Origin of the sequence: Massilimicrobiota sp. SW1139 (genome assembly GCF_012027715.1) — a bacterium.
GTDB classification, from domain to species: Bacteria; Bacillota_I; Bacilli_A; order Erysipelotrichales; family Coprobacillaceae; genus Allocoprobacillus; species Allocoprobacillus merdigallinarum.
Genome location: NZ_SJOR01000014.1, coordinates 40,918 through 54,028 on the forward strand (window position 1 = coordinate 40,918; position 13,111 = coordinate 54,028).

The 13,111-nt window shown below is 33.0% G+C and carries 14 protein-coding genes and 1 other annotated feature; of the genes, 13 read left to right on the plus strand and 1 reads right to left on the minus strand.

Annotated elements, in window-relative coordinates; translation table 11 throughout:
* Window positions 1-95: 95 nt before the first annotated feature.
* From E0K96_RS08515 to E0K96_RS08530, 4 genes are read left to right on the plus strand one after another with little or no spacing between them, the layout of a single operon-like run.
* Window positions 96-1,817, plus strand: a complete 1,722-nt coding sequence (locus E0K96_RS08515) for an ABC transporter ATP-binding protein/permease (RefSeq protein WP_168082536.1) — start codon at window positions 96-98, stop codon at window positions 1,815-1,817.
* Entirely contained in the window at window positions 1,810-3,459 is a 1,650-nt protein-coding gene (locus E0K96_RS08520) for an amino acid ABC transporter ATP-binding/permease protein (RefSeq protein ID WP_168082538.1), read from the plus strand. The genes E0K96_RS08515 and E0K96_RS08520 overlap by 8 nt, the downstream gene beginning before the upstream one ends.
* Entirely contained in the window at window positions 3,459-3,746 is a 288-nt protein-coding gene (locus tag E0K96_RS08525; protein ID WP_087243191.1) for a nitrous oxide-stimulated promoter family protein, read from the plus strand. Before E0K96_RS08520 ends, E0K96_RS08525 begins: the two co-directional genes overlap by 1 nt.
* Window positions 3,747-3,756: 10 nt before the next feature.
* On the plus strand, window positions 3,757-4,128 hold the full coding sequence (locus E0K96_RS08530) for a YbaN family protein (protein ID WP_168082540.1): 372 nt from the start codon (window positions 3,757-3,759) through the stop codon (window positions 4,126-4,128).
* Between the two features lie 33 nt (window positions 4,129-4,161).
* Here E0K96_RS08530 and E0K96_RS08535 read toward each other — a convergent pair whose 3' ends face one another.
* Window positions 4,162-4,371, minus strand: coding sequence for a cold-shock protein (locus E0K96_RS08535; protein WP_087304846.1), 210 nt, complete (start codon window positions 4,369-4,371; stop codon window positions 4,162-4,164).
* A 215-nt stretch (window positions 4,372-4,586) separates the two neighbouring features.
* Here E0K96_RS08535 and E0K96_RS08540 point away from each other — a divergent pair, with 215 nt between their 5' ends.
* From E0K96_RS08540 to rplT, 9 genes are all read left to right on the plus strand, one after another.
* Window positions 4,587-5,804, plus strand: a complete 1,218-nt coding sequence (locus E0K96_RS08540; protein ID WP_168082542.1) for an aminopeptidase — start codon at window positions 4,587-4,589, stop codon at window positions 5,802-5,804.
* 61 nt (window positions 5,805-5,865) lie between these two features.
* Window positions 5,866-7,455 (plus strand): peptide chain release factor 3, encoded by a 1,590-nt coding sequence (locus E0K96_RS08545; RefSeq protein WP_087243195.1) that lies wholly within the window; start codon window positions 5,866-5,868, stop codon window positions 7,453-7,455.
* Between the two features lie 77 nt (window positions 7,456-7,532).
* Window positions 7,533-7,775, plus strand: a complete 243-nt coding sequence (locus E0K96_RS08550) for a hypothetical protein (protein WP_087297141.1) — start codon at window positions 7,533-7,535, stop codon at window positions 7,773-7,775.
* Window positions 7,776-7,831: 56 nt separating this feature from the next.
* A complete protein-coding gene (locus E0K96_RS08555) occupies window positions 7,832-9,775 on the plus strand; it encodes a P-type ATPase actuator domain-containing protein (protein WP_224759472.1) in 1,944 nt (647 codons plus the stop codon).
* A gap of 36 nt (window positions 9,776-9,811) precedes the next feature.
* Window positions 9,812-10,933: a glycerate kinase gene (locus E0K96_RS08560; RefSeq protein WP_168082544.1), complete on the plus strand. Its 1,122-nt coding sequence runs from the start codon at window positions 9,812-9,814 to the stop codon at window positions 10,931-10,933.
* A complete protein-coding gene (locus E0K96_RS08565) occupies window positions 10,923-11,759 on the plus strand; it encodes an RluA family pseudouridine synthase (protein WP_168082546.1) in 837 nt (278 codons plus the stop codon). The genes E0K96_RS08560 and E0K96_RS08565 overlap by 11 nt, the downstream gene beginning before the upstream one ends.
* 77 nt (window positions 11,760-11,836) lie before the next feature.
* Window positions 11,837-11,957, plus strand: a sequence feature (ribosomal protein L20 leader region).
* A gap of 16 nt (window positions 11,958-11,973) precedes the next feature.
* Window positions 11,974-12,513: a translation initiation factor IF-3 gene (infC, locus tag E0K96_RS08570; protein WP_087243199.1), complete on the plus strand. Its 540-nt coding sequence runs from the start codon at window positions 11,974-11,976 to the stop codon at window positions 12,511-12,513.
* A gap of 15 nt (window positions 12,514-12,528) precedes the next feature.
* Entirely contained in the window at window positions 12,529-12,723 is a 195-nt protein-coding gene (rpmI, locus tag E0K96_RS08575; RefSeq protein WP_087243200.1) for a 50S ribosomal protein L35, read from the plus strand.
* A gap of 18 nt (window positions 12,724-12,741) precedes the next feature.
* Window positions 12,742-13,101: a 50S ribosomal protein L20 gene (gene rplT / locus E0K96_RS08580; protein WP_087243201.1), complete on the plus strand. Its 360-nt coding sequence runs from the start codon at window positions 12,742-12,744 to the stop codon at window positions 13,099-13,101.
* Window positions 13,102-13,111: the final 10 nt, after the last annotated feature.

A 13,111-nucleotide genomic window follows, 5' to 3' on the forward strand; every position in this document is an offset into this window, starting at 1 on the left:
GGATATTCTATCACTTTTTTATTGACTTACGAGTTACTCCATGCTAACATTTGGATGCTTCGGTTAGATAAGACTAACAGAAAAGGAGAGTATTCATGTTTGACAAGAGATTATTAAAAGAAATGCCAGATGCAAAATCATATATATGGAAACAGGTATTTTGTCAATGGATAGCTTTATTGATGAATATTATGTTGACGTTATTGATATGTGTTTTGTTTATACAGTTGTTTGATCAACAACTTTCTATAGAAAAAGTTGTTTTGATTTTACTTGTGATGATGATATCTTTGATAATACGTGCTTATGTTTTAAAAAAGGCAACTTATTATTCTTTTAAAGGAGCAAGTCTTGTGAAAAAGACTTTAAGACAGCGTCTTTTTGAAAAAGTTTTAAGTTTAGGAAGTCATTATCAAGATCATGTTAGAACAAGTGAATTGGTTCAATTATCAGTGGAAGGTATTAATCAGTTAGAAACTTATTTTTCATTATATTTACCACAATTATTTTATAGTGTTTTAGCACCAGTCACATTATTTGTTTTGACAGCTTTCTTAGACTGGAAAAGTGCTTTAGTTTTATTTGTCTGTGTTCCATTGATTCCTGTTTCGATTATTTTCTTACAGAAGTTTGTCAAAAAACTGCTTTCTAAATATTGGAACAGCTATACAACACTAGGAGATAGTTTTTTAGAAAATCTTCAAGCACTCACAACATTAAAAATTTATCAAAGTGATGCTTATAAACAACAACAGATGAATCAGGAAGCAGAGAATTTTAGACGTATTACAATGCGTGTCTTGATTATGCAATTAAATAGTATCAGTATTATGGATATTGTTGCCTATGGTGGGGCAGGATTAGGATGCTTTTTTGCGATTACACATTTTCAAAATCAGACTTTATCATTGTTTGGCGCATTGTTTATTGTTTTGATGTCTTTTGAGTTCTTTATTCCATTAAGACAGTTAGGCTCTTTCTTTCATATTGCGATGAATGGTATTGCTGCGAGTGATAAAATCTTTAAAATCTTAGATTTGCCTGTATCATCGGATGGTCAATATGATTTAGATACTTCCTTTGATATCAGACTTGAACATGTTTCTTTTCAATATGATGACAAAAGACCTATTTTAAAGGATGTATCTTTACATATTCAGCCACATCAATTTATTGGTATTGTTGGAGAAAGTGGTTCAGGAAAAAGTACAATAGCCAAGTTAATGATGGGCTATCACCGTTGTTTAGAAGGACATCTTTATATGGGTGAGCATCAACGTAGTGATATTCGTGATGAGAGTTTTATGGAACATGTGATGTATGTGACACATGATCCTATGATATTGAAAGGAACGGTTAGAGAAAATCTCAATATGTTTTCACAATATCGTGATGAACAGTTATGGGATGTATTAAAGCAAGTGCGTTTAGATGGCTTTTTCCATGAACAAATGGGATTGGATACGCCTTTATTAGAAAATGGAAGTAATTTATCTGGTGGACAAAAACAACGATTGAATCTTGCCAGAGCATTACTTAAAAACGTAGATGTCTATATTTTTGATGAAGCCACAAGTAATATTGATGTAGAGAGTGAAAACCATATTTTAAATGTCATTGAGACATTAATACAAACAAAAACGGTTATTTTCATTACCCATCGTTTACAAAGTGTGATTCATTGTGATGAGATTTATGTGATGCAACAAGGGGCTTTGGTAGAACAGGGAACACATCAAAAGCTTATGCATCAAGAAGGCATTTATCATCATATGTATCAAAGTCAACAGGAATTGGAGGTGTATAGCCATGAATAATGTACAATTGATATGGAAAATGTTAAAACTTGTCAAACCATTAACACTTCCAATGTTAGGAGCTGTTTTGTTAGGTGTTTTAGGTTTTCTTTGTGCGATTGGCATTCCCGTTATAGCGGTGATGGCTATTTTACAGACAACGGGGATGTATGCACACTTTCCTCTTTCATGGGTTTTAGGTATTTTGCTATGTTTGGCAATACTAAGAGGTGTCCTTCATTATGGTGAACAGGCATTGAATCACTATATTGCGTTTAAACTTCTAGCGATTATACGTGATCATGTATACACGGCATTAAGACGTCTGGCACCAGCCAAATTGGATGGTAAAGACAAAGGCAACTTAATTTCTATTATTACCAATGATATTGAGTTACTTGAAGTTTTCTATGCTCATACGATTTCACCAGTTTTGATTGCTTTTTTCACATCCTTGATTTTATTGAAATTTTTTGCTCATATACATATATTCGCTATGATGATTGCCTTGATTGCTTATTTGATGATGGCCATTGTGATTCCCTTTTATGTCAATCACAAAGGGCAGGAGATAGGGCAAAAGAATCGTGATGAAATTGGCAATATGAGCAGTTTCCTATTAGAAAGCTATCGTGGTTTATCAACACTTTTACAATATCATGCTGGAAACAAACGTCTTGAACAGATGAATGAGCGTAGTGATTGTATTGAGGATATGCAAGGACAGATGAAAAATATTGAAGCTACACAAATTGTATGTTCACAATTGCTGATATCTATCTTTGCTTTTGTTATGTTTATCGTGATGTATATTTTATATTTACAAAATCAAATCAATGTTTATCATGTCATAACGGCAGTAGTACTGATGCTTTCAAGCTTTGGACCAGTGATGGCTTTGTCTAATCTGGCAAATAATTTACTTTCTACATTAAGTAGTGGCCGTCGTGTCATGGCCATTTTAGAAGAAAAGGAAGCTATCTGTGAAGTGACGGGACAACCTCATATATCATTTGATGATATTCATGTGGATGATGTGACGTTTGCTTATCAAGAAGATGATCCTATTTTACAGAATCTTCATCTTCATTTTGATAAAGGGAAAGTGACAGGTATTATTGGAAAGAGTGGTAGTGGAAAATCGACTTTATTAAAGTTGCTTATGCGTTTCTATGATCCTCTTCGTGGTGTGATCCAAATAGGTCAAACACCTTTAACAGATATCAATACATCCAATATGCGTCATATGTTTGCTTATGTGACACAGGAAACTGTGTTATTCCATGATTCGATTGAAAATAATATTAAGATTGCAAAACTGGATGCCACAAGTGATGAGATTCAAGCCGCCTGTCAAAAAGCCAGTCTGCATGATTGGATTATGTCCTTACCTGAGGGTTATCAGACACCTGTTAGTGAACTGGGGTCATCATTATCAGGCGGAGAAAGACAAAGAATTTCACTTGCAAGAGCATTTCTTAGCCAGGCAGAATGTATTTTATTGGATGAACCAACAAGTAATTTAGATGTTTTAAATGAAGGGATTATTTTAAAAGCATTACAAAATGAAAAAGAGAGAACCATTATTCTTGTTTCTCATCGTGAATCGACAATGAAGATTGTCAATCAAACAATCAAAATGGATCAAGGTAGGGTCAGCTAATGAATATTGAAAAGAAACGACAAAGAGAAATGAAAGTTGTGGCTTTGATGATTCATTTATATTGTTTGCATCATGATGATATAGATGAAAAGACTTTAGTCAATTATGCTTTGAAGCGTATTGAAAAATGTCCCATGATGAAAGATAAAACATTTTGTAGTCAATGTCATATTCATTGTTATGAAAAGAATATGCAAAAGCAAATCAAAAAAGTCATGCGTTATAGTGGACCGAGAATGATTTTTTATCATCCTCTATTGGCTTTACGTCATGCTTTGAAAATTTAGGAGGAAACGTATGCGTTATATTTATTTGATGATAGGAATGATTAGCTTTGGTCTAGGATTTATTGGGATTGTATTGCCTATATTACCAACAACACCCTTTCTTTTACTGGCTGGCTTTTGTTTTGCAAGAAGCTCTAAGCGTGTGCATAACTGGTTTGTATCTACAAAGGCTTATCAAAGACATTTAGAACCATTTGTTCAAAAAAGAGCAATGACTTTAAAAACAAAAATCTGTATTTTAAGTCTTGCCAGTTTCATGCTTGCTTTTCCATTGTTTTTGACAGACTTATGGTGGTTAAGAGTCTTTATTATTGGATTATATATTTTTAAATATTATTATTTCTTTTTTAAAATCAAAACAATCAAGTTAGAACACATATAAAAAACACATCCGAAGATGTGTTTTTTATATGGTTTAATCATCAATAACTGTTACGTTAGTAGCTTGAGGTCCTCTATCTCCTTCAACGATATCAAATTCAACAGTTTGACCTTCCTGTAAAGTTTTAAATCCTTCAGCGTTAATAGAAGAGAAATGAACAAAGATATCTTTGTCTTGACCTTCCATAGTAATAAAACCATACCCTTTGTCAGATTTAAACCATTTCACTTTACCTGTACTCATTATGAAGTACCTCCTTAAAAGATTTCGCAAAAAACCAGTACTTCATTTTTAAACGACTAATAAATCTTTGCTTTGAAGAATAACTAATACTTTTAAAAATACGTGCTATGTTCCTTTGCTTGTTTATTATAACATAGAGTTGTTTATGGCACAAGTTCTTGTTGACAATAGAACAAAATAGGGTATCATTTGATTAGATAGAAAGGTGGATAATCATGTTAGAAAAATATGCTGAACTTATTATTAAACAAGGTGTGAATTTACAAAAAGGACAGGACTTATTCATTGAAGCGTCTATTGACAGTTATCAGCTTGTCCGTTTATTAGCCAAAAAAGCTTATGAAGTGGGTGCAAAGGATGTGATTGTCAATTATCGTGATGAAGAAGTGACACGTTTAAGATATGAAAATTGTGATCAAAAACATTTTGAAACAGTTCCACTTTATATTCAGGAAATGAGAAACCAATATGCGCTTCAACATGCAGCTTTGATTTCTATTGAATCATCTGATCCTGAATCATTGAAAGATATCGATCCATTAAAAATTCAAACTTGGAGTAAAGCGGTGCGTCAGGCTTGTCAGCCATTTTATGATGCATTAGATTTAGGGATTAATCGCTGGTGTATTGTGGGCGCTCCAAGTATTGGATGGGCAAATAAAGTCTTTCCAGAAATGAGTGACAGGGAAGCGGTTGATGCTTTATGGAAAGCTATTTTCAAGGTGACACGCTGTGATCAGGAAGATCCTATTGAAGCGTGGAATGAACATCGTCGTTCATTTGAAAGACGTGTTCGTATTTTAAATGAAAAGAAAATTAAATCTTTACATTATTCTAATAGTCTTGGAACAGATTTAACAATTGGTATGAATCCTCAATATTTATTTGCTGGAGGAGGAAGTTATACCACTGATGGGATTTATTCTTTCCCTAATATACCAACTGAAGAAATCTTTACTTCACCTGATTTCCATCAGGTCAATGGCGTTGTTTATAGCTCTATGCCTTTACATTATCAGGGGCATATTGTTGATGAATTTAATATCACTTTCGAAAATGGACGTATTGTGGATTATCATGCTAAAGTGGGACAGGATGTCTTAAAAAGCATTATTGAAACGGATGAAGGCAGTCATTATTTAGGTGAAGTGGCTTTCGTTCCTTATGATTCACCTATTCGCCAGTTAAATCTGATTTTCTATAATACATTATTTGATGAAAATGCATCTTGTCATTTGGCTATTGGTAAAGGTTTTGGTGAATGTATCAAAGATGGTCTTCAAATGAGTAAAAAGGAACTTTATCAACAAGGTATTAATGATTCTTTGACACATGTTGATTTTATGATGGGGACAAAAGATTTGTCTATTGAAGCTACTTTAGAAGATGGATCAACATTTATGATTTTTAAAGATGGAAACTTTGCATTTTAAAATTGACAAATGATAAGATTTTCATTAATATGATTTCTTAGAGACGTTAAGGAGGAAAATCATGTCAGAATTCAAAGAAGAAGTGCAAAAACGTAGAACTTTTGCGATCATTTCGCATCCAGATGCTGGGAAGACAACATTAACTGAAAAGTTTCTTCTTTATGGAGGAGCTATTCAGGAAGCTGGTATGGTCAAAGGAAAAAAGCAATCTAAACATGCTGTCAGTGACTGGATGGAAATTGAAAAACAAAGAGGAATTTCAGTCACATCATCTGTATTACAATTTAATTATGATGGTTTTTGTATTAATATTTTGGATACACCAGGGCATCAGGACTTCTCAGAAGATACGTATCGTACATTGATGGCGGCAGATAGTGCTGTCATGGTTATTGATGGTTCAAAAGGGGTCGAAGATCAGACACGTAAGCTATTTAAAGTTTGTGCTATGCGTCATATTCCTATTTTTACTTTTATTAATAAAATGGATAGGGAAGCTAAAGATCCTTATGAATTAATGGAAGAAATTGAACGTGAATTGGGAGTCGAAACATGTGCTGTTAACTGGCCAATTGGTTGTGGTAAAGAATTTAAGGGCGTTTATGAACGTCAAAAAGAAGAAGTTATTCGCTTTATTCCAGTTCAGGGTGGTAAAAAAGAAGTGGATGTTGAAGTTTGTGATGCGCATGATGAACAGTTAAAACAACATCTTGGGGAAACTTTGTATCAACAATTACAAGATGATATTGAGTTATTAGATGGAGCAGGGGCACAGTTTGATATTGAACGTGTCCACAAAGGTGAACTTTCACCTGTCTGCTTTGGCTCAGCACTTACAAATTTTGGTGTTGAACCATTCTTGAAACATTTCTTGTCAATGTCAACATCACCATTGCCTCGTCAAAGCAATATAGGTGAAATAGATCCATTTTCTGAAGATTTTAGTGCTTTTGTTTTTAAGATTCAGGCCAATATGAATAAAGCACATCGTGACCGTATGGCCTTTATGCGTGTTTGTTCAGGAAAGTTTACAAAAGGTATGGAAGTCTTCCACTATCAGGGTAATAAAAAGATTAAGTTAAATCAATCTAAACAACTGATGGCTGAAAATCGTGAAGAAATCGAAGAAGCTTATTCAGGAGATATTATTGGTGTTTTTGATCCAGGTATTTTTTCGATTGGTGATACATTATGCACGGCTAAAAATAAATTTGCCTATGAAGGTATTCCGACTTTTGCGCCAGAACATTTTTCAACAATCAGAAATAAAGATACAATGAAACGTAAACAGTTTGTTAAAGGTGTAGAACAGATTGCTCAAGAGGGAGCTATTCAGATTTTTACTGAGCTTGGTGGCGGTATGGAAGAAATTATCGTTGGAGTTGTTGGAGTCTTACAGTTTGAGGTTTTAACATATCGTTTAAAAAATGAGTACAATGTTGACATTGTCAGTACCCCTCTTCCATATCAATATATTCGTTGGATTAAAAATGATCAGGTTGATTTTAAGAAATTGAATCTTTCATCAGATACAAAGAAAGTTCAAGATTTAAAAGGACAATATTTATTACTGTTCTCTAATGAATGGGGTGTTCGTTGGGCAACAGATAAAAATCCTGATCTTGTTTTAGCAGAATTTTCACAAAACTAAATGATACTCACATGGGTATCATTTTTCTTTTTTAGCCATATGAAAAATGATAGAATATCTTTAAGGAGGTGTCACCTGTGGCTAATGAAGGAAAACGCTGTTATTGTCGCTGTGTTCAGGATATGCGTATGCAAATTGGTAAAGAAGAACTGATTATTTTTAAAAAAGGTCAAGTTTATTTATGTATGATTCGTACAGGTGACATGGAAGTTTCTTTTTATAAAATTTATGGAGAAGAGTTTTCTTTAAGTTGCAGTGAAGCTGAATTTAAAGAGTATTTTCAATTAGTAAAACATGCTCAATCTTATGAGAAATCATGATGTTTCTTTGTTTTTTATAAAAAATATGTTATGATGTCGTAGAAAGGGTGATTGTATTGACAAAAAAGACTTTTGAAATCTCTCATATTCAATCGGTTGAAGAATTGAATCATTTAAGTTTGAAATTAAATGAAAAAGAACAAGTTTCGCATATTAAGGTTAATAAAGATAGTATTGTTTTTCATTGTCTTGATATTGATGCTTTATTAAGTCTTATTCAAAGTATAAATAAAGATTTGGTTGTCAAAGAGGTCATTGATGGTAAAAAACGTGAATATGATTTTGCGAAAAAGAAAGATCGTCAATATTATTTCATGTTTAAAAATATGATTACAGAAGATGATATTTATGTTCTTGTTGAAAGAATAGAAAAAGATCATAGATATCAAAATGTACGTTATGATGCACAAAACAAGCTGTTATTACTGACATCTAATCAACGTGATGTTTTAAGTTTATTAAGAAAAGAATTGTTTAAGATCAATCCTTCTGTGGAAATCATTGAACATCATCGTCCTATTCGTTCACAGGATGTCTTTAATGAAAAATATTTGCATACATATATTCGTGTGGGAATATTATTGGTTGTAATTGCTTTGGCTTTGGTAACATCTAAAGATCATACATGGATGACACCTGTTTTATGGTTGGTGACAGTCATTTTATTAGGGACACCTTTATTAAAAAAAGCTTGGGGAGATATTTTATCTAAGAAGTTTTTGAGTGAATCTCTTATCATATTTATAGCGATGGTTTTTGGAATTGTTTCAGGAGCTTACATTGAAACATGTTTTGCTTTGATTCTTTATGAACTGTCGACACCATTTTTAAATAAAGTTCTAGAACGTTCTTTACTTAAAATTGATAACGCTGTGGAAATGCCTGAAACAGGAATCAAATGGAAAGATGATACAGAAGAAAAAGTTTCTTTATACGATGTAGAAATTGGTGATATTCTGGTGGTTAAACCAGGAGAAACTGTTTCTATTCCAGGGACTATTCATAAAGGTGTTTCAGCAATGAGCACTTATTCTAATACCAGTACATATGAACCTGTTGTTGTGAAAGAAGGAAGTCATGTGCGTAGTGGTGATGTCAATGTTGGTGATATGCCTATTTATGTGCAGGTTGATGAAACTTACGAAAGTTCTAACTACATGAATTTAATGAATATTGCCAGTGTAGCACCAGTCTATGAATCAAAAGTAGAAAAATATACAAAACGTTTAGCGCAATTTTATACACCTGTTATGACTATTCTAGGACTTCTTTTAGGTATTGTTTTACCACTTGTTAATTTTGAAGATTATGGAGCATATATTCATGTTGGAGCCATCTTCCTTGTTATATCTGGTGCTTTATCAAGTGATCAGGCAACATCTTTAGGGATGTTGGCAGGATTTGCGAAAGCATTTCAAAATGGAATTATTGTTGAATCATCAATGGGGCTAGATTCAGTGAATGCAGCTCAGACTATTGTTTATGACCGTTTTGATGGGGTAGAGGTCACAAATGAGGAATTAAATCTGTTTAAAAAGCTATCTCATATGGGAAGAACATTAGTTATTTATAATGATGGTCCAGTGGCATTAGAAGATGATCAATATATGATTTATAACAATCTGACAAATGAAGAAAAAATGGAAAAAATGGATTCTTTAACAGGACCAGTTGTATATATTGGTGATACTTTTAAGGATATTGAACTTTTACAGAAAAGTTATGTCGGTATTTCTCGTGGTGGACTTGCTGATCCAAAAGTTGTAGAAAATAGTGATATTGTATTGATTGATGCCAATTTAAATAGAGTTTATGAAACTTTTGTTATTGCACGTCATATGCGTACAATTGCAGTTATGAATAATATTTTAACTGTTGTTGTTAAGATAGCAATGTTAATTGTCGCATTAAGCTGGACAGCTATTCCTTTATGGATTATTGTCTTGATTGAGATTTTATTAAAAGCTTTTGTAATGAGAAATTCAACATGTATTTTATAGAGTAGAATAATCTACTCTTTTTTTGGAGGTGGAGAAATGAAGATTGTGATTGCGCCTGATTCTTTTAAGGAAAGTATGAGTGCTTTAGAAGCTAGTATGCAAATCAAACAGGCTATTCAAGATTATGATGATGCGATTGTCACACAATGTCTACCACTGGCAGATGGTGGAGAAGGAACGCTAGAAACATTGATTCATTCTATGAATGGACGTATTTACGAATATGAAGTGACAGGTGTTTGTTTTAAAAAGCGAAAAGCGCCATTAGGAATTGTTGGAGATTTGGCTATTATAGAATGTGCTCAGGTTTGCGGATTAGAACTTTTAGATGAAAAAGATAAAAACCCATATTTGACCACAACATATGGATTAGGAGAATTGATTTTAAAGGCTCTAGAGTTTCCTATATCACGTATCATGATTTGTTTAGGAGGCAGTGCAACAAATGATGGAGGCATTGGTATGTTAGCGGCTTTAGGTGTATCTTTTTTCAATGACCAGCATCTCACGGTCCCATTGACAATGGCTGGACTTGAAGAGATTGTTTCTATGGATTGGAGTCATTTCCAAAAACGACTCAAAGATATTGAAATCATAGGTGTTTGTGATGTTTCCAATCCTTTATATGGACAACAGGGTGCAACATATGTTTATGGCCCACAAAAAGGATTAGCTACTCATGATTGTCAAAAAATTGATCAGGCCATGAAACATTATAGTGATCTTATTGAAAAGCAGCTAGGTGTGTCATTTCATAACGAACCAGGAGCAGGAGCAGCAGGAGGACTCGGTTATGCATTGTTGTTGTGTCAGGGACATTTAAAACGTGGTTTTGATATTGTTAGTGAAATGGTCGGTTTAGAATTGGCTATTGCCTCATGTGATTGTGTGATTGTAGGTGAAGGCAAGATGGATTATCAGACACAATATGGAAAAACACCTTATGGTGTTTTACAGCTGGCTCAAAAATATCATAAAAATGTTTATGCTTTTTGTGGTCGTGTGGAAGACTTGGATGTATTAAAGACGTTAGGTTTTCAAAATGTCTGGAGCATAACACCATCATCTATGCCATTATCACAAGCTCTTCAAAAAGGCAAAGAGAATTTAAAGAATTGTGTTTATGATCATATGGAGGAAATGATTCATGGAATATAAAGTCGAAACGTCAACGACATTACTACCGTTTTTATTAGAACAAACATCTAAGAAACGTTCTGAACTAAAAAATCTTCTCAAATTTCAATGTATTTATGTAGATGGACATATTCAGACGCATTATGCATATCCTTTAAAGAAGGGGCAAATTGTTTCTATTGAAAAAAAGAAAGATGCTTTGCCTTTTCCAATTCTTTATGAAGATAAAGAATTGATAGTTATTGATAAACCATGTGGTTTATTAAGTGAAGCGACAGCCAAAGAAAGTCAAAAGACGGCCTATGCTATTGTGAAAAAGTATTTAACATCAAAAAATGAAAATATCTTTTTGGTTCATCGCTTAGATCAATATACTTCTGGGATTTTGATGTTTGTCAAATCAAAAAAGTTATATGATATTTTAACTCATCATTGGAATCAATATGTCAAAACAAGAGGTTATATTGCGATTGTGGAAGGAAAAATGTCAAAACCATCAGGAACTATAGATAATTATCTGGCAGAATCGAAAACTCAAAATGTTTATATAACAAGCAAACAAAATGGAAAAAGAGCCATTACACATTATCGCGTGATTCGCTCTTGTCCAAAATGGAGTATGCTGGAAGTTTATTTGGATACAGGACGTAAAAATCAGATACGTGTCCATCTTTCTTCATTACATCATCCTATTGTGGGTGATGACAAATATCATTCTACTTCAAATCCTTTAAAAAGACTGGGATTGCATGCGCATGAATTTATGTTTATTCATCCTTTGACTAAAAAGGAGATGCGTTTTGTATCACCAACACCACAAAGTTTTGAAAAACTATTCAAAAAATGATAAACTCAACAATATTATTAAGAAAAAGATTGACATATCATCAAAAATCTATTATGATATGACAGTAAATGAAAAGTAGTGGAAAGAAGAAGTGCCTACTTCTCGCCTGAGTGTTTATGATGCTAGGCTTATGTCACTAAGATGAATATCTTAATGTCAATATGTGGGTGCTTTATGTGCTCACTTTTTGTTTAAACTACACAATTTATAGGAGGTGGCTATTATTAGCAAGTATAACAATCAATCAAATGACGATTTAGTGAATGAAAAGATTCGTTTCAAAGAAGTTCTAGTGATTGATCAAAATGGGGACCAGTTAGGTGTCATGTCACGTAATCAGGCTATTAACACAGCATATGATGAAGATTTAGACTTAGTGTGTGTTGCACCAAAAGCCAAAACACCAGTATGTCGTATTATGGATTATGGAAAATATCGTTTTGAACAACAAAAGAAACAAAAAGAAATGAAGAAAAATTCTAAAACTGTTTCTTTAAAAGAAACGCAATTATCACCAACGATTGATGTTCATGACAAAAATGTCAAATTAAAAAGAACATTGAAATGGCTAGAAGCTGGTGATAAAGTCAAAATTGCGGTTCGCTTTAGAGGTAGACAGCTCGCTCATATTGATATTGGTCAAAAAATACTAGATGATTTCGTCGCTGAATGTGCAGATTATTGTGTGATTGAAAAACCTGCCAAATTAGAGGGACGAACATTAACTGCTATATTAGCACCAAAGAAAAAATAACAGGAGGATATTATTATGCCAAAAATGAAATCTCATAGTGGACTTAAAAAACGTTTAAAAAGAACTGGTTCAGGAAAATATAAACGTGGACATGCGTATGTTTCACATTTATCTCATAACAAGACTCATAAACAAAAGAAACATTTAGCAAAAGCAACTTTAGTACACCCTTCAGATATGAAACGTATTAAATCTAGATTACAAGGGTAATGAATAGGAGGATAAAAAATGGCAAGAGTTAAAGGTGGATATACAACTAGACGTAGAAGAAAGAAAGTCTTAAAATTAGCCAAAGGATATTTTGGTTCTAAACATGCGTTATATAAAACAGCTCATGAACAAGTCATGAACTCTTTAGAATATGCATATAGAGATAGAAGAAATTTAAAACGTGAAATGAGAAAATTATGGATTGCACGTATTAATGCAGCTGCAAGAATGAATGATATTTCTTATTCAAAATTAATGCATGGTTTAAAATTAGCTAATGTAGAAATTAACAGAAAAATGTTATCTGAAATCGCAATTGCAGATCCTCAAGGATTTACTGCTATTGTAGATACAGCAAAAAAAGCTTTAGCAAAATAAAGAGGGATTT